Genomic DNA, 24,250 nt, shown 5'->3' on the forward strand with positions numbered 1-24,250 from the left:
TAGAAGCCCTTAAATCCGCTACTAAATCGCTCAATAAAAAATCGCTCTCATGCCCAATAGCTGACATGCTGAAAGTTCTAGCCAAACAATATCCATAGCTTTTGGAAAGGGCTTTTTTGCGCGTAGCTATCATTTGCTTGATGGGTTTTATTTTCTTCATTTTCTTCTTTATCCATGCCCTTTAATTTCACATAGCCCCCAAGCGGGATCAAAGACAAAGCGAATTGCGTGCCAAAAAGCTTAAAAAAACAGAGTTTTTTACCAAAACCAATGCTAAACACTTCTACTTTCACCCCACAAATCCTAGCGATAATGAAATGCCCTAATTCATGGACAAAGATTAAAAACGCCAGCATCAAAACCGCTACAATGAACATCATGCTCCACAGCTTACACGACGCTTCCCTGAAATGTGGCTAAAATTTTTTCTCATGGCCATTAGCATAGCTTCTTGGGGTGGAAAACAGCAAAACTAACACGCCTACCATTTACTTTTTAAGAAAAAATGGCAAGCGTATTGAGATCCTAGACTATCATGGTTTAAGCTATGAGACATTAAGAGAGAAATTGTTAGAATGCGCCGCAGCAAGAAACAAAATGGACGACCTAGAAAGAAACAAAAGCTACAAAAGGAGACGTTGGAGCTAGGATTAACCTATGAAGACTATAAAAACAAATAAAGCAAAATAGGGTGCATGAGAGCTTATTATCGTTTTAAGCAACCTAAAAAGAGCGTGGGGCGTGGGTAAAACCATTCCCCTTTTTTTTTGTTATAATAAGCAAAGAAAACAAAGAAAACAAGATAAAACTAAAGGAGCAAATAAGATCATAACGCCTATTGGCATGAACAGAGAGCAAGAGCTATGTTTTAATAGATAACCATGATAGTTGGGCGGTATCATCTTGGAGTTTAGAAAACATGGAAGCACATAATCTAAAATCAACATCAGAAGCATTGACTATTGATTTTGTCAAATCGGAGCAAGTCAATCAGAAGTGAAAAAAGTGGCAAGCAAAGAATGAAACAAGACAAAGCCGAGCGTAAGCGTTGGTCTTATTGCGAGCATGTTAGAAGACTCATAAAACTAATGAGCGAGAGTTTTTCACTGATGCGTGCGATTTCTTGAAAAAAGATTATCAAAGAAAGTGATGACTTGTCTGATAGAATCACTGCCGCTATCAATTATTTTGATGGGAAAAATAATCTGTATTTGATGAGATGTGAAGTTCAATCAAATTAAAAATGCATTGACTTACCAAATCTATAACGGAGTTTATGAATTTACGCAAGCATGAAAGCCCTTGGTTTTTGCCAAATGGGTTTCTAGCGTTTCATTAACCAAGGGGTGCTTTGGGATATTCCCCTTTAAGCACTTTAAAATCTCTCTAAACGCTCTAAAAATCAGCATAACGAAAAATCAAAGTTTTAAAATCAAAGCTTTTTAATTTATTCTAAAAAACGAATGAGAGCAAACCCAACAAACCGCTTTATTATGACCCTATAAAAATAGGGGGGAAAGCGAGATTTGCAATCAATCTTGCTGGATCCTTATGGCTGTGGGTGTGGATAGTTCTTCTTCAGTAGGGATTCTTAAAAAATCGCTATTACCCACTTTTCTTGTTTGTTTCACCACAGGCTGAGAGGGCGTAGCGATAGATTCCAAACCCGCTCCACCGCTGTTTCTTTCAGCACCGGTTGCAATGATAGTAACGCGCACATGATCAATAGGGATACTCTCGCTCGTGTGTTGGCCAAACTTAACATCAACATCTTGATTGGCTCGTTCTTGAATAGATATGCAAGCTTGAGAATAAGCATACATAGGATAATCAGGGTGGTGTTCAAAAAAGACAATAATGCTCTTAGCCCCATCAATAGAAGCGTCATCAAGAAGAGGCGATTGGATCGCATTTTCCACCGCTAATTTAGCGGATTCTTCGCCAGTGGCTTCACCAATACCCATTAACGCAAAGCCTTTAAAACCAAGAGCGCTTTTTAAATCGGAAAAATCAACATTAATATCACCGGGCTTAGTGATGATCGTAGAAATACCGCTCACAGCCCTAACCAAGACATCATCAACTTCTTTATAGCATTCTTTGGTGCTGGCGTTTTTTTTCATGGTCAAAAGAATTTTATCATTAGGGATAACCAAAATAGAATCGCTAGATTGCTCCAATTCTTTTAACCCCTCTTCGGCTTTCTTGCTTTTTTGAGACCCTTCGTATTTGAAAGGCTTAGTAACGATAGCAATTGTGAGTGCTCCCACTTCTTTTGCGATTTTAACGATAGTGGGGGTGGCTCCAGTCCCAGTCCCTCCTCCAAGCCCTGTAGAGACAATGACTAATTTGGCGTCCTTAATCGCTTCTCTAATTTCATCAGCGCTTTCTTCAGCGGCTTTCCTACCAATATCAGGAACCCCTCCAGCGCCTAAACCTCCGGTAGATTCTTTGCCTAAAAGGATTTTAACTGGGGCGGGATTGTTTTTGAGATGTTGGCCATCAGTGTTCGTTGCAATGGGGGTAACATCTTGATGCACGCCGTATTCAACCAGGTGTTTAATCATGTTAGACCCCCCACCTCCAACACCGATGACGACAATCTTAGCCCCTTTATAAGCTGGATCGCTTACTTCTTCAATGCTCGCTTGACCGATATTATAATTTTCCATCTCTGATTGATGAACCATAGCCACTTTCCCCTTGAGACGATTTTTGCAAATCTTAAACTTTGTATAGATAGTTAGGGATTATACCATGTTTTCTGGCTTTTGATAACTATCAAGCCGTTTTTATCGCATGAAGAAATCGCTATATCTTAAAAGATTTTAGAAATCTTATCAAGGAAACTTTTAAAAAAACCTTTTTGTTCGGTGGTTTTTATAGGCAAGAAGTCATCGTTTTTAGCGGTGCTTAAAGGAGCGCTAGGGGTTTTTAAATCGCTCAAATTCCTTTCTGTGGGCGATGAATGGATGTGGGGGGTAGGGTTTGATTGGTGGGCTTTTTTTATATAATCATCGCTTTCATGATAACGGATAATCCCTTTAGAATCCCTTTCATAATTAGTATGCCCTCCTGCTTTGTATAAAATCAAGCCGACCACGACTGAAAAGCGAGGATCTTTCAAATCTTCAAACATGCCCATGATATTGTATTTTTCCACAGGGGTTGCCAAACGCACCGGGTAATTAGTGAAATGGGTTCTGGCTAATTCCTTGATCCCTTTCATTAAAGCCATGCCACCGGTTAAAACAATGCCCCCACCCAAATGCTCTTCTAAACCGCTATCTTGAATGCTTCTGTGGATGATTTTAAAGGTTTCTAAAGCCCTTTCCCTCATGATAGTTTGGATTTCACTAAGCGGCACTATATGGCTTTCATGGCCATCCGAGCCGGTGGTAGGGATTTGGACACTTTGAGAGGGCGTTTCTGCACCGCTTTCAAAAGAAAGATCCCCGTATTTGATCTTAACTTCTTCAGCGTAAGGGAATGGGGTATTGAGCATGTGCGATAAATCCGTAGTCAAATGGTGAGAGCCTACGGGTAAATATTTGTTATAGCGTATGGAATTGCCGCTATAAATCGTAAGGTTGCATGTCTCTCCGCCCATATCCACGCAAGCCACACCCAATTCCCTTTCATCATTAGACAAGGTAGCAATAGAGGCCGCATAAGAATTGATCACGATGTTTTCAATCTCTACCCCAGATTGGATCATGATTTTTTCTAAATTTTCAATGTTGTTTTTTTCTGTATAGACAATGTGGATAAAGACTTCTAGGCGAGTCCCGCTCATCCCTAAGGGGTCATTCACTTCCTGTTTGTCTAAAGTGAAGCGATAAGGGAGAGCATGCAAAATGTGTTTGTCGTTATCCAAGCCTGCTTTAGCGCATGCGTTATTGATAGCGCGATTGATTTCATCTATAGTAACCACATTGTCTTTAGTGCTGGCCACACCGGTAACATCTCTAATGCTTTCGGTATAAGCCCCAGAAAAAGAAACGATCGCCTTAGTTTTAGGGTGATACGATTCTCTAAAGGAGGAAATGGGATTGTTTCTGTCTTCATCAGCGTTCAAACCTGCCATTTTTTTAGCGCTATTAATCACTTCTTTAATGGCGTTAGAAGCGTGAGCAAGGCTATTGATACGCCCTCTTTTAATGGCTTTTGAATTGATTTCTTTAGAGTCTTGATGAGCGGTGCCAATGATGCGTAGAATCCCGTCTTTAAATTCAGCCACTATCGCGCAAATCTTTCTAGAGCCTATATCAACCCCTATAACGATTTCTTTATGTTCCATGATTTCCCCTTGCATTATTGAATGTATTTGACTATCTTATAGCGTTTTTTCAATTCTTCTATCAACGCTTTATCAAAAAAATCCGTTTTAGTGTTATTGACTAAACGCTGCATGTATTGGCTTTCTTCTGCGCTAAAGGGGTGGTTGAAATTTTGCTCTGTGATTTGATAAAGCACCACTTTATTACCAATAGTGATAAACCCTTTTTTTTCCTGGCGGTTAAAAAGGGTGTTGATAAATTTAGCGCTCTCTTCTTGATTCAGCTCGTTGATAGTACCTCCAAAATTAGGGCTTACATAACCCACGCTTTTCCCTTTAAAATCCTTAAGCTTTTCTTTAGCTAAAGTTTGCAACGCCATAAGGGTTTTTTCTTGAGTCAGACGGGTTTTAAGAGCGCTTTTGGCTTCATCAAAATTTTGCAATTCGTCTTTAACTTGAGAGACAAGCTGCACCACGATAAAACCATCTTTAAAAGGCTCTGGTTTTAGGACTTCAAGGGGCTTAAGAGCGGTGAGTTTTTGCGTGATTTCAGCAGTATAGGGGGAGCTGTTTTCTTCAAAATCTTGCGTGGTGTAGTTTTGTGCATTCCCCTTTTTTAGAGCGATATAGTTCCTTAAGGCTTTTTCATTCGCCTTTTGCATGCTTAAATCGTGCTTGACTTGCTCTTGAACGCTTTTAAAATCCTGTAATTTCCCCTCTTTGTCCAAATAAGACACCTTGTTTTTATGGTAGTATTCCTCCAACTCTTTCAAATCAGTTTTTTCTAAACTAGCGTCAAAATATAAAGAGTGCGTTTTAAAATTCGTGGGCTTTTTAAAATCCTTTCTATGGTTTTCATAATATTTTTTCATCTCTTCTTCATTGAAAGAGATTTTAACATCATCAGGGTTTAGGATAAGAATGTCTAATTTGTCTTGCAATTTTGCCCAAAGCGATAAACTAGATTGCTCCAAAGGGGTAGTGGTTTTGGGGAATAAAGTGCTGATTTTTTGAAGGATTAAAAGCCTTTCAACGCTTTCTTCAAAGTGTTTGGGGCGGTAATGGCTTTGTTTTAAGATATTTTTATACAATTCCTCATCAAAAACCCCATCTTTTTGAAAAACGCTTGTTTTTCTGATCTCTTTGGCCACTTCTTGTTTCGTAGCGCCAAGCCCTAAATCTAAAGCGAAATTCCTCAATAAAGCTTGATTGATGAGCGAATCTAGTGCACTTTTTTCCAAATGCATGGCTTTGATTTGATCTTCGGTGAGTTCTTTAAAATCAGGGATAGACTCAGCATAAGCGTCTTTAAGGCGGCGGTATTCTTGGGCTAATTCTTCTTGAGAAATCCTAATCTGTCCCACTTTGGCAGCGCTATCGCTATCTAAAGAAAAGCTGTATTGCCCCCAGCCTATCATCCCGGCAGCAATAAAAGCGATCGTGCTTATCCATATTGTAACCACTAAATATTTTCTATGATTTTGCATCCATTCAATCATAAGAACTCTAATCCCTTTAAAAAATCAAAAATGTGAAATTCAGGTTTAAACAACCTTATAGTAAAATCAAATAACCCTATTTTAACCAAAGGTTATTAAAATTATCCTTATTATAGAGAGTTTTTAACATGAATTTTCAAGAAAATCTGGCCGCTTTGGATTTAGAATACCTTTGGCACCCTTGCTCGCAAATGCAAGAGCATCAAAATTTCCCCATTATCCCCATTAAAAAGGCTCAAGGGATTTACCTCTATGATTTTAACAATAACGCCTACATGGATTTAATCAGCTCATGGTGGGTGAATCTTTTTGGGCATAATAACGCCTACATCAGCCAACAGCTTAAAAATCAAATTGATAATTTAGAGCATGTCCTTTTGGCCTCTTTTAGCCATAAGCCCATCATCACGCTCTCTCAAAGGCTTTACCAGCTCACCGGTATGGACAAATGCTTTTATGCGGATAACGGCTCATCTTGTGTTGAAATCGCTTTGAAAATGAGCTATCACGCCCATTTTTTAAAAGATCAAACGCGCCCTAAAAAGCTTTTTTTATCGCTCTCTAATTCCTATCATGGCGAGACTTTAGGAGCGTTAAGCGTGGGCGATGTGAAACTTTATAAAGACACTTACACCCCCTTATTGCTCAAAAATCTCATCACGCCCGTGCCTAAAAACGACAGCGAGATAGAAAATAGTTTGAACGCTTTAAAGCGTTTGTTAGATGAACATGGTAGAGAAATTTGCGCCTTCATTGCAGAGCCGCTTTTGCAATGCGCGGGGAATATGCATATTTATAGCGCGAAATATTTAAAACAAGCCGTTTGGTTGTGCAAGCAAAAAAACATCCACATTATTTTTGATGAAATCGCCACCGGGTTTGGGCGCACAGGGAGCATGTTTGCTTATGAACAATGCGGAATTAAGCCCGATTTTTTATGCTTGTCTAAGGGGATTAGCGGGGGGTATTTGCCCTTAAGCGTGTTATTAACGCATAATGAAATCTATAACCAATTTTACGCCCCCTATGAAGAAAATAAAGCGTTTTTGCATTCGCACAGCTACACAGGAAACGCTTTGGCATGTGCATGCGCGAACGCCACGCTGGATATTTTTGAAAAAGAAAATGTTATTGAAAAAAACAAGGCTTTGAGCGAGTTTATTTTTAGTGCGCTCCAAAACGCGTTAAAAGACTTGATAGAGCAGCAAGTGGTGTCTAATCTAAGGCATTTGGGCATGGTCTTTGCCTTTGAAGTCTTTATTCAAACCAAAGAGCGTTTGAGTTTGGCGGTTTTTAAAAAAGCTCTAAAAAAAGGCTTGTTACTGCGCCCCTTAAACAACACGATCTATCTCATGCCCCCTTATATTATCACGCATGAAGAAATCACAAAGGCGATTGCGGGGTTAGTGGAAGTGATTGATGAATTAAAAAAGGCTGAAAACAAATAGTAAAGAGCTTGAATTTTAGTCAAGCGATAGCTTTTTCTGTTTGTTTGGTTTCAAAAATCAAGTTTTTAACTCGATATAAAACCTATTCAATCAAACCTATTCAATGATTTTAGGCACAACGAAATAATGATCCTGGCTGTGTTTGTTGTGGCTTAAAATCTCTTTGGCGATGTGGGGTTGGCTTTTAGGCTCGTCTTCTCTTAAAGGGGTGCATAGCTCTGTATCCGTTTTTAGTGCATGAGTTTCTAAAGCGAAGATGTTTTCTACAAAGCCTAAAATCTCCGCTAAATGGCCTTTAACGCTCTCTTTATGCTCGTCTTTAATCTCTAACATGCTCAATTTTTCCAAGCGTTGTAATAATGCGTCATCAATTTGCATTCTTTTCCTTTAGTTTAAAATAGGGGTTCGTCCATCGTTGCTGGGGCTTTAAGGCCCATGAGTTTTAACACGCTGCTAGCGATATTGTTCAAAGCTCCGTTTTTTATGGATTTGACTCCATCCCCTAAAACAAAGCAATACACGCTCCCAGCGGTGTGGTTGGTTAAGGGGTTTTGGTTTTCATCTTTCATGCGTTCGCAATTCCCATGATCGCTTGTTAAAAGCATGGCGTAATCCAATTCTTTAGCCAGTGAAAGGATTTCCCCTAAGCATGCATCCACGGCTTCTACCGCTTTAACACTCGCTTCAAAATTCCCCGTATGCCCCACCATGTCGCCATTAGCAAAATTCACAATGATCAAATCCGTGCCTAGTTTCATTTGCTCCAACACCGCAAGGGTTACTTCTTTAGCGCTCATTTCAGGCTTTAAATCATAAGTGGTAACTTTTGGGCTTTGGATAAGCACCCGGTTTTCATTTTTAAAAGGCGTCTCCACTCCGCCGTTGATGAAAAAGGTTACATGCGCGTATTTTTCAGTTTCAGCGATATGGCTTTGGGTCAGGTTGTGTTGAGACACCACTTCAGCGAGCGTGTTTTGAACGCTTTCTTTGGGGAATAAAACAGGGTAGGGGAAAGTGTTATCATAAGGCGTCATGGTAGCGATATGGAGTTTTTTAAAAGCTTGGCGTTTAAAGCCGCTAAATTCCTTTTGGCCTAAAGCGCTCACGATTTCTCTAGCCCTATCATTCCTGAAATTGATAAAAATGAAGCTTTCATCATCTTGCATGCCGCAATAATTTTTAAAACAAGCGGGCATGATAAATTCATCAGTGATATTTTTATCGTATTGGCTTTGGATATACTCGCTAGGGCTTAAAGGCGTGTGATTAAGCCCCATTAAGCTATGATACGCAAGTTCAATCCTTTCAAAGCGATTATCCCTATCCATCGCATAAAAACGACCGCTTATCGTAGCGATTTGAATGTTTTCATTGCAGATATTTTGCATGGTTTCTAAATAAGTTAAAGCACTTTTAGGAGCGACATCGCGCCCATCGGTGATTAAATGCAGAAAGACTTTTTTATGGGATTTTTCACACTCTAAAGCCAGAGCGATAAAATGCTCAATGTGTGAATGCACGCCCCCATCGCTCATCAAACCCATAAGATGCACCACAGGGCTTTTTTGGATCGTGTTTAAAAAAGCGGGGTTGTTTTTTAGGTCATCGTTTTGAAGACTTAAAGAAATTTTGACTAAATCCTGATAGAGCACCCTACCAGCCCCAATGCACATATGCCCCACTTCAGAGTTTCCCATTTGCCCCTTAGGTAAGCCCACGCTCAAGCCATGCGTATCAATCAGGCTATAAGGCAAGGTTTTAAACATCAAGTCATAAGTGGGTTTTTTAGCATGGAAGAAAGCGTTATGATCGCTATCTTTACGATACCCAATGCCATCAGTGATAATCAAAAGAGTTTTTTGCGCCATTTTTAGGACTTTTTAAAGCTCTTGCATGAGAGTGATATGGTTGGCTAAAATCGCGTTCCTTTGCCCTGGAGAGCAATTTTTGCACACTTCTTTATTTTTGGAATTTTTGGAAGCGGTTTTAGCGTTGCTTTTAGTATTATTTATATTATTTTTGGGGGAGCGTTTTGGACTCACTTTAGCCGGTTTTTTGGGGCTTTTTTTAGCGGGTGTGAAATCAGCGCTATTGATTTGAGCCAAATACATGGGTTTATCTTTTTCTTTTTCTGGCTTGTTGGTTATTTGCTCGCTAGTTGCCTCTTTCATTTCTTGAGATTTTTGCGTTTGAGTTTCCTCTATTTGAGTTTCTTTGGTCTCTGTTTTAGCTAAAGTTTGGGGCATGGCGTTGCCAATAGGGTCTAGATCCAAGTTACTATTAGCGCTTTTTTGCAATTCTTGATCATTGCTAGACTGCGAGTCAAAGATTTTAGATTCTTTCAAACGCCTGATTTTATCTTGTATCTCTTCATAATATTTTTCAGCATCAGCGTTAGCTTTCTCGTTTTTTTCCCAACGACTGCCTTTATTGTAAGACTTGATCATGTCTTTTAGATTGTCGTGGTAGCGCGTTTTCCAATAGAGTAACTCTTTTAGGGCCACTTCAGAAGCAAACGCATCGTCTTTAATGAGCAATTCCCCCATCACATTACGCAAAAAGGGGCTGTTATTATGCCCATAGCTTTTTAAAACGCTAGGGATATACGCATGGTAAATGCCCGCACTCGGATCCGAAAAATTGATTTTATAAGTCCCTGCGCATGATTCTTTCCACGCAATGCCTGCCATTTCATAGCCTAAATTTTCTTTAGAGCCGAATTGATAGGCGGCTTTTAAGACTTCTTTTTGCTTAGCGTTAAAATCTTTAAGATTATCGCAATTGGTCATCATGACTTTAGTAACGGGCGATTTGGGTTTGTTTTTAACCCCCTTAGCGGGCTTAGGCTCTGTTTTAGTAGGGCTTTCTTCAGCGTTCAAATTCAAACTTAAGAACACGCTTAAGGCTGTACCTAGCCATAAAGCTTTAAAAGGGATATGAATGAGTGGGGCTAAATGTTTCAAAACGCTCACCTTTTGTATTAAGAAATAAACTAAACTAAAAATAAATTCAAGTATAATTCTAACATGATTTAGTCTTAAAAGTGATTTTGTTTTTTAGGGAGAATTGAGATTTTGCATTCAGATGAATTGTTAGTAGAGATTTTAGTTGAAGAATTGCCCGCACAAGCGTTGTTGAATGAATATAAAGAAATGCCTAAAAAACTCCACGCTCTTTTTCAAAAACGCGCTTTAGAAGTGGGAAATATAGAGGTTTTTTACACCCCCAGGCGTTTGTGTTTGTTCGTTAAAGACTTTCCTCTTTTAACCCAAGAAACCAAAGAGGAATTTTTTGGCCCTCCCGTTAAAATCGCATGCAATCATCAAGATAAAACGCAAGGCTTGAACGCTCTAGGTTTAGGGTTTTATCAAAAATTAGGACTAAAGGATCACCAGCATTTCCAAACGGCGTTTAAAAACAATAAAGAAGTGCTTTATCACGCTAAAATCCACGCCAAACAGCCCACAAAAGATCTGATCATGCCCATTGTGTTAGAGTTTTTAGAGGGTTTGAATTTCGGGAAGTCTATGCGTTGGGGCAATGTGGAAAAAAGCTTTATCAGACCCATTCATAATATTTGCGTGTTGTTTAATGGGGAAAATTTTAACGGTATTGAAGTTAAAGAGTATGGTTTTAAAACCAAGCAAGCCACCAAAGTGCACCGACAAGAGGGTTTTGATTTCATCCAAGTGGATAGCCCTAAAGCGTATTTTGAAGTTTTAGAAAAAAACCATGTCATTTTAGACCCTAAAAAGCGCGAAGCTAAAATCTTGCAAGAAATTAAAGAGTTAGAAACAAAGCATCACATCATCGTAGAAATGGATAGGGATTTATTAGATGAGGTTGTAGCGATCACGGAATACCCCACGGCACTTTTAGGGGAGTTTGACAAGGCGTTTTTAAAATTACCCAGTGAAATCATCACCACTTCCATGAAAGAAAACCAGCGCTATTTTGCAACCTTTTGTCAAAAAAGCCAAGAAGAAAGCCCAACATTACACAACGGCTTTATCGTGGTGAGTAACGCTATCAATAAAGACAAGCAAAAAATCATTTTAGGCAATCAAAAGGTTTTAAAAGCCCGTTTGAGCGATGCGGTTTTCTTTTATGAAAACGATCTCAAAAAGCCTTTAGATAACGCCCCTTTAGAGAGCGTGGTTTTTGTGCAAGGTTTAGGGACTTTAAAAGATAAAATGGAGCGCGAAGCGATCATCGCTCAATACTTGACGCAAAAATATATTTCATCTTTAAACATGCCTTTAGAAAAAGCCCTTGAATTGGTTAAAAGAGCCGTTCAAATCGCTAAGGCGGATTTACTCAGTGAAGTGGTGTATGAATTTAGCGAGCTTCAAGGGATCATGGGCTATTACTACGCTTTAAAACAAAATGAAAACGAGTTAGTCGCCTTGAGCTTGAAAGAGCAGTATTTGCCCGCAAGCGAAAACGCCCCCTTGCCCTCTAGCGTTTTTAGCGCGATCGTGGCTTTGAGCTTGAAATTAGACAGCCTGTTTTCTCTTTTTAGCATGGGTAAAATCCCTAGCGGATCTAAAGATCCCTTTGCTTTAAGGCGCTTGAGTTTTGGATTATTGAAAATCATCGCGCATTACGGGTTAGAATTTGATTTGAAAGCGGATTTAAAAAACCTCTTTCAAAAAGTGGGCGTTTATCAAAGCTTTGATTTAGAAATTTTAGAAAAGTTTTTACTGGAGCGCTTTAATAATTTAATAGATTGCAACCCCTCTATTATAAGAAGCGTGTTAAACACCAACGAGCGAGACATTGCTAAAATCATTCAAAAAGTCAAAGCCTTAAAACGCTTTTTAGACGATCCCAAGAACGCTCAAAAAAAAGAGTTGCTTTTTAGCGCTTTCAAACGCCTAGCCAATATCAATAAAGACAGAAACCCTAACGAATCAAGCGGGTTTTCTACGAGTCTTTTCAAAGAACCAGAAGAGCATGCCCTTTTTGAAGCGTTCAATGCGATCAAAATGAGCGCTTTTGAGAGTTTGGATAGCAAAATAGAGGCTTATTTTGGTTTGCATGCACCTTTAGAAGAGTATTTTAAAAGCGTGCTAGTCATGGATAAAGATATAGAAATCCAAAAAAATCGTAAAAATTTCTTGTGGGGCGTGTATCAAAGTTTCTTAGAGATTGGGGATATTAAAGAAATTGCGATTTAATGCTATCAAACGCAAAATCCGGCGTTTTTTTGGGGTAACTTTTTTAATAAGCATGTTTAGTGTGGGCATGCTTAGCGCTAAAATCTTTACCCTACAAGAGTTTTTTAAAGAAGTGGAAACCAACTCTATGGAGTTGATCGGAAAAAAAGCCGATTTCAAAAGCCGTTTGAATGAGCAACGATCCGTGAACGCGTGGGATTTCCCTTACATTGAGAATGAAACCTCTATGGTGAAAAACTTCCAAGGCATTATAGAAGCACAGCCCAGAACCCTTTTAGTGGTAAGACCCAAGCTCCCATGGGTGAGTTCGCTTTTATCCAAAAGCCTTTCTATTAAAACCATTCAATACGATAAAAGCTATCAATTAAATAAAAATCTCGCTTTTATTGGCGCTAAACGCCTTTATTTGACTTATGTGATGACTAAAGAAAAATATCAGGTGTATGTGCAACGGGAAGCGAACTTTTATTCGCAGCTCAAAATCGCTAAAGAAAAAGTCAAAGCCGGCAGCATGAGCGAAAAAGATTATATCAACTTCAATAACTCTTATTTGGAATCCAAACTCGCTAAAACCAATGTGGAAACCAAACTCATAGATTTAGAAAAAATGCTAGACACGATGCTCGCTATTGTGGAGCCGGTCAAAGAGGGGGCGCATTTTGACACTTATTTAGACCATTTGCATGACGTCAAGGTGATCGGTTTGGATTTTGAATACGTGCGATTAGAGCCTGAAGCTTTAAAGTTCAAATTGGATCGCTCGTTGTATGTGGATATTTTGGATTTGACGGCTAAAGATTATCAAGTGAATGCGAAATTGGCTAATAGAGATGTGTTTAATGCATTTGAATTCGGGATTGGCTCTGAAAGCTATAACTCTTCCACTAATCTTTCTGTAGAAGTGCGTATCCCTTTGCCGGTAACGCCTAAAAACATCTATCAAAAGCGTAAATTCTTGGATTTGCAAAGCGGGACGCTTGCGCAAAATGAAGTGATGAAGCGAAACATACGAATCAACGCCAACTCCTACTTAAACCAGCTCAAAACCAAAGAAGCATACATTGAAACCCAAAAAGAAGCCATTGCCAATAAGAAGCGTTTGATGGAAATGGGGCGCATCGCTTATGAAGCCCAAAAAATCGGGCTTTTTGAATACTTGATTTATCAAAATTCTTACATGGACGCTCTCATCACTCTAGCGGAAGCTAAGATTGAATACATTGATATTAGCGCGCTTTTAGAAGAGACTTTAGGGGAGAGCTTGACCAGATTAGGAGAATTGCATTGAATCGGGCGTTATGGTGGCTTATGTTAATGGGCGTTTTTTTAATGGGTGTTTCTTTAAAAGCCAAAGAGTATCCAGAAATTATTTTAGAAGAAAAAAACTTGCAACCCATGGGGTTAAAGGTGATTAAATTAGATAAAGAGATTTTCAGTAAAGGGCTTCCTTTTAACGCTTATATTGATTTTGATAGTAAAAGTTCTGTGGTGCAGAGCTTGAGTTTTGATGCGTCTGTGGTCGCGGTTTATAAAAGAGAGGGCGAGCAGGTGAAGGCTGGAGATGCGATCTGTGAAGTGAGCTCTATTGATTTGAGCAATTTGTATTTTGAATTGCAAAACAACCAAAATAAATTAAAAATCGCTAAAGATATTACTAAAAAAGATTTAGAGCTTTATAAGGCTGGTGTCATTCCTAAAAGGGAGTATCAAACGAGCTTTCTAACCAGTGAAGAAATGGGCTTAAAAGTCAATCAACTAGAATCCACTTTTAAAAGCTTTGGCGTGGATCCCAAAAACCCTAAAGGGCAGTATGGTTTTAGGATTGTGGCTAGAGATGGCGGTCTTTTAGCGTTAGCGCCTAAAAATGTGGGCGAAAAGATTTTAGCTTTCACTAGCTACGTGCGCATTTCAAAAAGCGATGATTTGATCGCTCAAATCAAATTGCCTGTAGGCGTTTCTAAAACCATTAAAAGAGATTCGCCGGTCTATAATGAAGAGGGGGAAAAAATCGGAAAGATCCAAAGCGTTTCGGTGGTGTTAGATAAAGGCTCTAACACGATTTTAGCCACCGCTTTATTAGATGAGGGCAATTACCATGTGGGGGAAATGGTAGAAATGTATATTCAAGGCTCTCAACCCAAAGACTCCGTTTTAATCCCTTCAAACGCTTTAATCAGAAATGGGAAAGATTACTTAGTGTTTGTGAGAACGCCTAAAGGTTTTAGGCCTGTGGTGGTTCAAGTTTTAGAAGAGCGCAGCAAGATTTTTATCGTGAACGCTCAAAATTTACACCCTAATGACAGCGTGGCAGTGGGGTCATTGATAGGGTTAAAAGGCATGATCAACAATTTAGGGGAAGAATAATGCTCGCTTCCATTATTGAATTTTCCTTACGCCAGCGGGTGATTGTGATTGTTGGCGCGATTCTTATTTTATTTTTTGGGACTTATAGTTTTATCCACACTCCAGTGGACGCTTTCCCGGATATTTCGCCCACTCAAGTCAAAATCATTTTAAAACTCCCTGGCTCTAGCCCTGAAGAAATGGAAAACAACATCGTGCGCCCTTTAGAATTGGAACTTTTAGGCTTGAAAGGGCAAAAATCTTTAAGAAGTATTTCAAAATATTCTATTTCAGATATTACGATAGATTTTGATGACAGCGTGGATATTTATTTAGCGAGAAACATTGTTAATGAGCGCTTGAGCAGTGTGATGAAAGATTTACCCGTGGGGGTTGAAGGGGGCATGGCGCCCATTGTTACGCCGCTATCAGATATCTTTATGTTCACCATTGATGGCAATATCGCCGAGATAGAAAAACGACAGCTTTTAGACTTTGTGATCCGCCCGCAATTAAGAATGATTAGCGGCGTGGCGGATGTCAATTCCATTGGAGGCTTTAGCAGGGCGTTTGTGATCGTGCCGGATTTTAATGACATGGCGAGGCTTGGGGTGAGTATTTCTGATTTAGAATCGGCTGTGAGAGTGAATTTAAGAAACAGCGGAGCGGGGCGCGTGGATAGAGATGGCGAAACCTTTTTAGTCAAAATCCAAACCGCTTCTTTGAGTTTGGAAGACATTGGCAAAATCACCGTTTCCACGAATTTAGGGCATTTGCACATTAAGGATTTTGCAAAAGTCATCAGCCAGTCTCGCACCCGTTTGGGGTTTGTCACTAAAGATGGCGTGGGCGAAACCACAGAAGGCTTAGTGCTTTCTTTAAAAGACGCTAACACCAAAGAAATCATCACTCAAGTGTATCAAAAACTAGAGGAATTAAAACCCCTTTTACCGAATGGCGTTTCCATTAATGTTTTTTACGATCGCTCTGAATTCACGCAAAAAGCCATTGCCACCGTTTCTAAAACGCTCATTGAAGCCGTTGTTTTAATCATCATCACGCTTTTTTTATTTTTAGGGAATTTGAGGGCGAGCGTGGCTGTGGGGGTGATTTTACCCTTGAGCTTGTCTGTGGCGTTTATTTTTATCAAACTCAATAATTTGACTTTAAACTTGATGAGTTTAGGGGGGTTGGTTATCGCCATAGGCATGCTCATTGACTCAGCCGTGGTGGTGGTGGAAAACGCTTTTGAAAAATTAAGCGCTAACACTAAAACCACTAAACTCCATGCGATCTATCGCTCTTGTAAAGAAATCGCTGTTTCAGTGGTGAGTGGGGTGGTGATTATTATTGTGTTTTTTGTGCCGATTTTAACCTTACAGGGGTTAGAGGGTAAGATGTTTAGGCCTTTAGCGCAAAGCATTGTGTATGCGCTTTTAGGCACTTTAGTTTTATCCATCACTATCATTCCTGCAGTGAGCTCTCTTGTCTTAAAAGCCACGCCCCATAGCGAAACCTTTTTAACGAGATTTTTAAACAGAATCTATGCTCCTTTATTGGAATTTTTTGTGCGTAACCCTAAAAAAGTGATTCTAGGAGCGTTTGTTTTTTTAATCGCAAGCCTTTCTTTATTCCCTTTTGTGGGGAAGAATTTCATGCCCGCTTTAGATGAGGGCGATGTGGTTTTGAGCGTGGAAACCACCCCTTCTATTTCTTTAGATCAATCTAAAGATCTCATGTTAAACATTGAGAGCGCGATTAAAAAGCATGTCAAGGAAGTTAAAAGCATTGTCGCGCGCACAGGGAGCGATGAATTGGGGCTGGATTTGGGGGGATTGAATCAAACCGATACTTTTATTTCCTTTATTCCTAAAAAAGAATGGAGCGTGAAAACCAAAGATGAATTATTAGAAAAAATCACAGATTCCTTAAAAGACTTTAAGGGGATTAACTTTTCTTTCACCCAACCCATTGAAATGAGGATTTCTGAAATGCTTACAGGGGTTAGGGGGGATTTAGCGGTTAAGATTTTTGGAGATGATATTGGCGAATTGAATGGGTTGAGTTTTCAAATTGCGCAAGTTTTAAAAGGGATTAAAGGCTCTAGTGAGGTTTTAACCACGCTCAATGAGGGCGTGAATTATTTGTATGTAACGCCTAATAAAGAATCGATGGCGGATGTGGGGATTACTAGCGATGAATTTTCCAAGTTTTTAAAATCCGCTTTAGAGGGTTTGATCGTGGATGTGATCCCTACAGGGATTTCACGAACTCCGGTGATGATCCGCCAAGAGAGCGATTTTGCAAGCTCTATCACTAAAATCAAAAGTTTAGCCTTGACTTCAAAATACGGCGTTTTAGTGCCTATCACTTCTATCGCTAAGATTGAAGAAGTGGATGGCCCTGTTTCTATCGTGCGTGAAAATTCAATGCGCATGAGCGTGGTTCGCAGTAATGTGGTGGGGCGCGATTTAAATTCTTTCGTAGAAGAGGCTAAAAAAGTCATCGCTCAAAACATCAAACTCCCTTCTAGCTACTATATCACTTATGGGGGGCAGTTTGAAAACCAGCAACGGGCCAATAAAAGGCTTTCTACCGTTATCCCTTTAAGCATCTTAGCGATTTTTTTCATTCTTTTTTTCACTTTTAAAAGCATTCCTTTAGCCTTGCTCATTCTTTTGAATATCCCTTTTGCGGTTACTGGAGGGCTTATTGCGTTGTTTGCGCTAGGGGAGTATATTTCCGTGCCAGCGAGCGTGGGCTTTATCGCTCTTTTTGGGATTGCGGTTTTAAATGGCGTGGTGATGATAGGCTATTTTAAAGAGCTTCTCTTGCAAGGAAAAAGCGTGGAAGAATGCGTTTTATTGGGCGCTAAAAGGCGTTTGAGGCCGGTTTTAATGACCGCTTGCATTGCCGGTTTGGGTTTGATACCTTTATTATTTTCTCATAGCGTGGGATCCGAAGTCCAAAAGCCTTTAGCGATCGTGGTGCTTGGAGGCTTGGTTACCTCAAGCGCTCTAACCTTACTCTTACTGCCACCCATGTTTATGCTCATCGCTAAAAAGATTAAAATCGTTTGAGTTAAGGGATTTTGCATGCTCGCTTTAGAAATTTATATTGATATTTGCTTGAAAGACGCTTTAATAGATTATTTGTTTGAAAAAGGCTTTGATGATTTTTTTTATGTGGAGTGCTATAAATACGCCGCTTCTTCATTGCTCTTAAGCCAAAAAGAGCAGGTGAGCGGGCGTAAAGACTACGCTAAATTCAAGCTTTTTTTAAGCGAGGAAGTCGCTTTACCTCTAGCCCAAGCGTTAAAAAACCAGTTCGCTTCTAAAGAGATGAAATTGTTTTATTCTCAAACGCATGGGTTGTAAAACGCATGGCGTTTTTCATTAAATACCAATAACTAAAATTTTTAACTTTTTTAAAAAAATGGGGTTTTAGTTACTTTGTTTTTGAAACTCATTCTCTTAAGGGGATAGGGGGGTATTTTGCGCTTAACTCTCCCCCCTTAACCCCCAACTAAATCCCCCTAACCCAAGAAGACCGCTTTTTATAAGCTATCGCTTGATTAAAATCAAGCTCTTTAATATTTTTGAGTTTTTTAGTTTTGATTGTGAAAAATCAAGTATAATACCAACCATTAAATGGTGCTAGGAGTTTGTAATGATGATTATTCTTAAAAATTCGCTTTTTCTCTCTCTCTAGTCAGCCGTTTTATCTTTTCACCCCCATATAAACCCATACCCATATAAACCCTATTCATATTTTAGGGATTTTTGCGTCTGATTTAGATTTTAATTTTTAATTTTTAATATAAAGGATTGGTAATGATTTTACGCACGCAAACGAATTTCGTGGAGTTTTTAGAACAGGTTTTAGAAGTTTTAAAAGGAGTGGAGATCGATAAAACAGAATGCTCTACTCTTTTAGCAAGCATTCAAAAACAACAGCTTGTGATACCCGTTGTGGGGAATTTTAGTGCAGGGAAAAGCACGCTATTAAACCGCTTTTTAGAAAAGAGCGTTTTGCCTACCGGTATCACGCCAGAGACTTCTTTAGCCACTGAGTTGCACTATAGCGCCAATGAACGCATAGAGGCTTTTTCAAACAATGATGAAAAAACAGAGAGTTTTGAACTGAATGAGCAAAGTTTTGAGGTCATTAAAGAGAATGTGACGAAGTATTCCTACCTTAAGGTTTATTTGAATAATGAAGCTCTGGAAAACAGCGCTCCTTTAGTGTTTGTGGATATGCCAGGCTTTGATAGCCCTATTTCAAGCCACACCCATGCCATTTTGGAATATTTAGAAAGAGGCGTGCATTTTGTCATTCTCACAAGCGTAGAAGAGGGCAGTCTCACTAAACGCATGGTTAGGGAATTGAAAAACCTTTTAGAGTTTGACAAAGGCCTTAGCTTTATTTTGAGTAAAACGAATTTAAGAACGCCTTCGCAAGTGGGAGAAATTTCTCACTACATTCAAGATCAAATCCAAGATCACCTTGATTTGACAACGCATCTCATTCATTCTAATAAAGACAATAACGCTCTTTTAGAGGTAACGGATAAAATAGACGCTGAAAAGCTTTTTAGCGCTTTGTATTTGAAACGATTGAAGTTTTTAAATTCCCAGTTACAAAACAGTCTAAAAAGCGTGATTGAAAGCTTTGATTACTCCAAAGAAAAGGCTTTAGAAGAAATACAAGCTTTGGATTTGAGCGTTAAAGACATTGAAAAAACCTATGAAAAATTAAGGGCTAATTTAGAAGAAGAATATTCTAGCGTGGCTGTGGGATCGGTGGTTAAAAAAGTAGTAGAAGAGGTTAGGGAGCAAAAATCCTATTTAGCCTCTTTAATCAACAAGCCTAACGAGTTCAATAGCGAAATAGAAAGCATCATGCAACAAAGCTTGATCAAAAACGCTAAATTAGAGATTGAAAAGATCAACCTTTCTTTTTCAAAAGATTTTTGCGCAGAATTTGAAAGCTTGAACAACACGCAGCTTTCTAGCGATCTGTCTGTGAATTTAGAGCATAGCCTTGAATTAGGGATCAATGCCTTAAGCGTGATTTTAGCCAAGAACCCAGTTACAAGACCCTTCGCGCTGATTTTGCAAGGGTTGAAACCTCTTTTAAAAGAATTATTGATCTTACTGCCTAATATCATCGCTTCATTCTTTAGAAACGAGGAAAAAGAGCGGGCGAAATTAGAAAATCTGATTGAAGTTAAAGTGATACCAGAGGTTCAATACAAGCTTAAAAAAGTTTTACCGGGCTTGTTTAATGAATGCTTGGAAAATTCCCTAAAAGGTTTAAAAGATCGGTGCGAATTAGAAATCACGCATAAAAAACAAGAAATCGCGCTCGCTCAAAAGGAAAAAGAAAAACACCTTAACGATTTAGAAGATCAAAAACAAATCTTAGAAAACAAGATCAACGCTTTAAGCGATCTAGAACAACAATATTTAAAGGATCAACAATGAACGCGCAAGAACTCATTCAAAAAAGCGCTTTAATTGAAAAAGTGCTAAAAGAACAAGGCTTGCAAGAAAGAGCGAAGCCTTTTATGAGCGAAAACGCTGTGATTAAAACCGAAGAGTTAGAGAAAACGCTAAAAGAAATGCAGGCTGAAGATAGGGATCTTAAAGTCGGTATCATCGGGCGCGTGAAAGCGGGTAAAAGCTCGCTCTTAAACGCTTTGATTTTTGAGGGTGTAGAGGTTTTACCCAAAGCGGCAACGCCCATGACCGCTAGCCTTACCATTTTAAAATACGCCAATACCCTGAGCGCTGAAGTGGAGTTTTATAGCCCAAAGGATATTTTAGAGCTTGAAAACGAACATGAACGGTATGTAAGGGAGTTTAACAGGATTGTTGATGAAGAAGTCAAAAAGCAAAAAGAAAAACAGAGCCTTTCAAATAGGGCTAAAGAGAGATCTAGGAATGTTGTCGGCAAAATGCTTGGCAGAAACAAAAACCCTGAAGAAGCGCCCAAAGAGAGAATTTTAAGCGATGAAGAAATATTGGAAAAGGCTAGAAGGATCGCTAAAAATACATTAAATGAGGATACGAAGCTCGTTTCATCATACGATCAATACGAAAAAATGAAAAAAAGCGGATCACTCAACACGGAAAAATTGGATCCGTGCATTCAAGCCAATAGTTTAGAAGAACTGAATCAGAAATTGCTCCAATTCGTGGGCGCAAACGGGAAGTTCATGCCATGCACTAAAGCGGTGCAAATTTCTTTGAATAACCCCAACCTTAAAGATTTGGAAGTGATTGACACCCCGGGAGTGAACGATCCGATCACTTCCAGAGAAGAGCGCACCAAAGCCTTATTGAAAGATTGCGATGTGGTGTTTATTGTAAGCCCTTCTAATCAGTTTTTAACGGATAGCGATATGGATTTGTTTGATAGGGTTTCTAATAAAGAAGGCCTTCAAGAAATTTATTTTGTGGCAAGCCAAGCCGACAGCGCTGTTCTTTCTATGAGTGAGGTAGAAAAATCCAACCAACACCTCCCTACAGCCTTTGAAAACGCGCAAAAAGCCCTTTCATCTCAATTAAATAGCATCATGGGAGCGTTTATTGAAAACTACCCTAACCAACGAGAGGTTTTTGAAAAAGCAATCAAAAATGGCGTCATTTTGACTTCAGGGGTTTGCTTTAGCATGCATAAAGATTTTGAAAACCAAGCTTCTTGGGAAAGAAGCCAAAAAACAGAAGAGTATCACAACGCCTTACGGAATTTAAAAGATTCTTACCCTGACGCTTTTAGTAGCGATGATAAGTCTAAAGAAAGCTTACTCTTTTTAAGCAATATGGGTGCGATTGAAGAGCGTTTAAAAAAAGCCGCAAAAGAGAAAGAAAAAATCATGTCTCAAAAATTGCAAGGTTATGCAGAGAGCCAAGCCAACAACCTCCATTCATTAATAGCGCAGTTGTTGCAAGACCTAGAAGATGAAAAAAAGAGGATTAAAAACGCTGATATTAGCGCTATCAAAGAGCAAATAAAGGCTTATGAAAATCTCTCTGGTGAAATTGACATGAAATTTAGGGAAGTGTATGAAGAATTTATCTTGCATTTCATCAAAAACACTAGAGATGGCTTGAATGAAACCTTAACGAAAGCTATCCAAACGGCTAAAACGCGCTCTAGAGAAGAAGAGGAAAAAGAGCGTTACACTGAAAGAGTGAAGCAAGGCGGTCTTTTTGGAAGCTTTAAAAGGAATTTTTTGCATATATTTGATGATGATGCGGGCTATAATAAAGTAGAACGCACAAGAGCAACCATTAAAGCCGGAGCGGTGCTTGATTATTTAACAGAGATGCATGAAAGCTGTGAAAGCGCTTTGAATGACAGCGTTGGATCTTTTAAAATCGTTTTTAAAAGAGAACTCTACGCTAAAGTCTTTAAACAATTGCGCGAAATCATCTCTGATGATTTGATTGATGAGGTGGCTTTCCAAAAAAGCGTGATGGCTGTCTTGGATCGCATTGAATTTAAAGAGTTTGATTATGCCGATAAGCTTCCTGGCGAGATAAGGGGGAAAACGGGCTTTTTAAAAGGCGATGAAGCTAATGCTTTTATACAAAGCGTGGAAATGCATGTGAGAAATTTTAAAGATGAGACTAGAGAACATATGAAAGGCTATATCCAAGGTTTAAGAGAGAATTTAGAAAAGCAAAATTTCGCCAGCGATACGCTTAAAAAACTTGAAGAAAACATGCAAGACTTGCACAATCAAGTTCAAAATAAAGAGCAATCCATCGCTCAATTAGACGCACAAATCCAAGCTTTAAAGGGGATCCAATGAGTATTAATTTTTTTAATGGTATTTTTGATAACAATAGCAAGGCTGAAAACCACCACAATACAGAGGGTTTAAAAGAACGCTACGATTTGATCGCTCGTATTTTAAACGCCAAAATGGAAAATGAAGGACTAGAAGAATACCAGAGCGTCTTAGACAACGAGTTTTTAGAGTTCGCTAGCGGCGTGGATTCGCTCAAAGAAAAGGAAATAGCGTTACTGACGCTCCAAGGAATCCAAAAAGAATTGCAATTGGTGGCGAGCTACCCTAGTTTGTTTCAAAAAACCATCGTTGCGGTGGGGGGAGGGTTTAGCGCGGGCAAATCCACTTTTTTAAACAACTTGTTGGGCTTGAAATTAAAACTCCCTGAAGACATGAATCCCACCACAGCTATCCCCACTTATTGCCTAAAGGGTAAAAGGGAAGTTTTAATGGGGTTTTCTCAAAATGGGGGCATGGTGGAATTACCTAATCTCGCTTTTGACCATCAGTTTTTAAAATCCCTTGGCTTTAATTTGAAAGAAATCATGCCTTCCATGCTTTTGAGCGCTCCTAGCGTGCCTTTTGAATTTTTGTGCTTCATAGACACGCCTGGTTTTAACCCTGCCAATCAAGGCTATACGGGTGGGGACAAAGAAGCCTCTAAAGAATCCCTAAAGCACGCCAAACACATTCTATGGCTCGTTAGTTGCGAGCGTGGGGGCATTGAAAGCGATGATTTAGAGTTTTTAAAAGACTTATACGAAGAAGGCAAGCAGGTTTTTATCGTATTGAGTAGGGCTGATAGGCGCACCAAAAGCCAGTTAGAAGAAGTCGCTAAACAAATTAAAGAGACTTTAAAAGATAATGGCATTGAATTTTTAGGGATTGGTGCTTATAGCGCTACAAGGTATCTAGAAATTAAAGAGTTCAGCGAAAAAAGCCATGTTTTCAATTCGCTTGAGGAATTTCTAATGAAGTTAAATCAAAGGAGCGAGAAACAAAACGAAATTTTAGAATCTTTATACGAGGTGCATCGGATGTATGAAAAGGCTATTGAGCAAGACGCTAGTAAATTCAAACGCTACCAAAAGGCTTTGCATTCTGTCAAACTGGATTTGATGCAAAAAGGGCTTTGATGATTTTAGTGATAAAATTTTTAGAAGAATTGAGATTTTAAAAAAAGAATTTTCCGAGCAAGAGAAAACCAAAAGAGAGAGTTTAGTGCGATTGAACGGAGTGATTGACTTGTTTAAAGAAAGCGTTGATAAGGTTTTTGATCGTGTGAGCGCTTTCACTTGGGAAAAATACAAAGAAGAAAACGACGATGGAGAGGACGATGAAGAAAACTACCGAGAATTTGAAGAAATCAAAAAATGATCTTGGAGTGTAGGGATTTTTATAAGCGTTATATGGAAGACAGGAGAGCAGAGTTGAACCCTAAAGCATTCAAGAGATGTAAAGAACAAGTGGATGAGTGTAATGATTTGCTCCGATTGGACTATTCTTCAAAAAATTTAAAACAACTCAAGCAATTCAAAAATGATGTTTATAATAAAACTTATCAAGAAGATCTTCAAAAAAAATGGAGAAGATCAAAAAGATAGCCCACGCATAAAGACCGCATGTTTGTGCCAAAGAATTTGCTAATAAGGGCTATTTTAAACTTATTATTGTAAAATGGTGAGTTTTACAATCAATGA

The 24,250-nt window shown here is 39.0% G+C and carries 14 protein-coding genes and 3 pseudogenes; 9 read left to right on the forward strand and 8 right to left on the reverse strand.

Annotated elements, in window-relative coordinates:
* From G6069_RS04450 to G6069_RS04470, 5 genes and pseudogenes are all read right to left on the reverse strand, one after another.
* Positions 1–85 (reverse strand): annotated as a pseudogene (locus G6069_RS04450) (exodeoxyribonuclease VII large subunit); the annotation flags it as partial.
* Positions 81–380: pseudogene (locus G6069_RS04455) on the reverse strand (site-2 protease family protein); the annotation flags it as partial. The pseudogenes G6069_RS04455 and G6069_RS04450, both read right to left, overlap by 5 nt.
* Positions 381–1,532: 1,152 nt before the next feature.
* A complete protein-coding gene (gene ftsZ, locus G6069_RS04460) occupies positions 1,533–2,690 on the reverse strand; it encodes a cell division protein FtsZ (protein WP_000233610.1) in 1,158 nt (385 codons plus the stop codon).
* A 128-nt stretch (positions 2,691–2,818) separates the two neighbouring features.
* A complete protein-coding gene (gene ftsA / locus G6069_RS04465) occupies positions 2,819–4,300 on the reverse strand; it encodes a cell division protein FtsA (protein WP_197293507.1) in 1,482 nt (493 codons plus the stop codon).
* Positions 4,301–4,314: 14 nt separating this feature from the next.
* A complete protein-coding gene (locus tag G6069_RS04470; protein WP_197293508.1) occupies positions 4,315–5,778 on the reverse strand; it encodes a peptidylprolyl isomerase in 1,464 nt (487 codons plus the stop codon).
* Positions 5,779–5,906: 128 nt separating this feature from the next.
* Between G6069_RS04470 and G6069_RS04475 the strand changes: the two genes are divergently transcribed.
* Positions 5,907–7,226: an adenosylmethionine--8-amino-7-oxononanoate transaminase gene (locus G6069_RS04475; RefSeq protein ID WP_197293509.1), complete on the forward strand. Its 1,320-nt coding sequence runs from the start codon at positions 5,907–5,909 to the stop codon at positions 7,224–7,226.
* 96 nt (positions 7,227–7,322) lie between these two features.
* On the opposite strand, the gene gatC is transcribed toward G6069_RS04475, so the two are convergent.
* The 3 genes from gatC to G6069_RS04490 are packed head-to-tail and all read right to left on the reverse strand — an operon-like array spanning position 7,323 to position 10,189.
* Entirely contained in the window at positions 7,323–7,604 is a 282-nt protein-coding gene (gene gatC, locus G6069_RS04480) for an Asp-tRNA(Asn)/Glu-tRNA(Gln) amidotransferase subunit GatC (protein WP_121029221.1), read from the reverse strand.
* A gap of 14 nt (positions 7,605–7,618) precedes the next feature.
* Positions 7,619–9,094 carry a 2,3-bisphosphoglycerate-independent phosphoglycerate mutase gene (gpmI, locus tag G6069_RS04485; RefSeq protein ID WP_197293510.1) on the reverse strand — a complete coding sequence of 492 codons (1,476 nt, stop codon included), beginning with the start codon at positions 9,092–9,094 and terminating at the stop codon, positions 7,619–7,621.
* Between the two features lie 12 nt (positions 9,095–9,106).
* Entirely contained in the window at positions 9,107–10,189 is a 1,083-nt protein-coding gene (locus G6069_RS04490; RefSeq protein WP_197293511.1) for a hypothetical protein, read from the reverse strand.
* 111 nt (positions 10,190–10,300) lie between these two features.
* On the opposite strand from G6069_RS04490, the gene glyS reads away from it, so the two are divergent.
* From glyS to G6069_RS04530, 8 genes and pseudogenes are all read left to right on the forward strand, one after another.
* Complete coding sequence (gene glyS, locus G6069_RS04495) at positions 10,301–12,406, forward strand: glycine--tRNA ligase subunit beta (RefSeq protein ID WP_197293512.1); 2,106 nt, start codon at positions 10,301–10,303, stop codon at positions 12,404–12,406.
* The gene (locus G6069_RS04500; RefSeq protein WP_197293513.1) at positions 12,396–13,694 is read left to right on the forward strand and encodes a TolC family protein; all 1,299 of its coding nucleotides are present in this window, start codon (positions 12,396–12,398) and stop codon (positions 13,692–13,694) included. The genes glyS and G6069_RS04500 overlap by 11 nt, the downstream gene beginning before the upstream one ends.
* Positions 13,691–14,770 (forward strand): efflux RND transporter periplasmic adaptor subunit, encoded by a 1,080-nt coding sequence (locus G6069_RS04505; RefSeq protein WP_197293514.1) that lies wholly within the window; start codon positions 13,691–13,693, stop codon positions 14,768–14,770. Before G6069_RS04500 ends, G6069_RS04505 begins: the two co-directional genes overlap by 4 nt.
* Positions 14,770–17,829, forward strand: coding sequence for an efflux RND transporter permease subunit (locus G6069_RS04510; RefSeq protein ID WP_197293515.1), 3,060 nt, complete (start codon positions 14,770–14,772; stop codon positions 17,827–17,829). Before G6069_RS04505 ends, G6069_RS04510 begins: the two co-directional genes overlap by 1 nt.
* Positions 17,830–17,844: 15 nt before the next feature.
* Entirely contained in the window at positions 17,845–18,126 is a 282-nt protein-coding gene (locus G6069_RS04515) for a DUF3240 family protein (protein WP_000880326.1), read from the forward strand.
* Between the two features lie 456 nt (positions 18,127–18,582).
* On the forward strand, positions 18,583–20,235 hold the full coding sequence (locus tag G6069_RS04520) for a dynamin-like GTPase family protein (protein WP_197293516.1): 1,653 nt from the start codon (positions 18,583–18,585) through the stop codon (positions 20,233–20,235).
* Positions 20,232–22,571: a dynamin family protein gene (locus G6069_RS04525; RefSeq protein WP_197293517.1), complete on the forward strand. Its 2,340-nt coding sequence runs from the start codon at positions 20,232–20,234 to the stop codon at positions 22,569–22,571. The genes G6069_RS04520 and G6069_RS04525 overlap by 4 nt, the downstream gene beginning before the upstream one ends.
* Positions 22,568–24,154 (forward strand): annotated as a pseudogene (locus G6069_RS04530) (dynamin family protein). Before G6069_RS04525 ends, G6069_RS04530 begins: the two are co-directional and overlap by 4 nt.
* Positions 24,155–24,250: the final 96 nt, after the last annotated feature.

This window comes from Helicobacter pylori, from assembly GCF_017594925.1.
GTDB lineage: Bacteria > Campylobacterota > Campylobacteria > Campylobacterales > Helicobacteraceae > Helicobacter > Helicobacter pylori_DP.

Bases quoted from the DNA above. Each gene is read 5' to 3' on its own strand.
- ftsZ (WP_000233610.1), bottom strand. From the start codon at position 2,690: ATGGTTCATCAATCAGAGATGGAAAATTATAATATCGGTCAAGCGAGC.
- ftsA (WP_197293507.1), bottom strand. From the start codon at position 4,300: ATGGAACATAAAGAAATCGTTATAGGGGTTGATATAGGCTCTAGAAAG.
- G6069_RS04470 (WP_197293508.1), bottom strand. From the start codon at position 5,778: ATGATTGAATGGATGCAAAATCATAGAAAATATTTAGTGGTTACAATA.
- G6069_RS04475 (WP_197293509.1), top strand. From the start codon at position 5,907: ATGAATTTTCAAGAAAATCTGGCCGCTTTGGATTTAGAATACCTTTGG.
- gatC (WP_121029221.1), bottom strand. From the start codon at position 7,604: ATGCAAATTGATGACGCATTATTACAACGCTTGGAAAAATTGAGCATG.
- gpmI (WP_197293510.1), bottom strand. From the start codon at position 9,094: ATGGCGCAAAAAACTCTTTTGATTATCACTGATGGCATTGGGTATCGT.
- G6069_RS04510 (WP_197293515.1), top strand. From the start codon at position 14,770: ATGCTCGCTTCCATTATTGAATTTTCCTTACGCCAGCGGGTGATTGTG.
- G6069_RS04515 (WP_000880326.1), top strand. From the start codon at position 17,845: ATGCTCGCTTTAGAAATTTATATTGATATTTGCTTGAAAGACGCTTTA.
- G6069_RS04520 (WP_197293516.1), top strand. From the start codon at position 18,583: ATGATTTTACGCACGCAAACGAATTTCGTGGAGTTTTTAGAACAGGTT.
- G6069_RS04525 (WP_197293517.1), top strand. From the start codon at position 20,232: ATGAACGCGCAAGAACTCATTCAAAAAAGCGCTTTAATTGAAAAAGTG.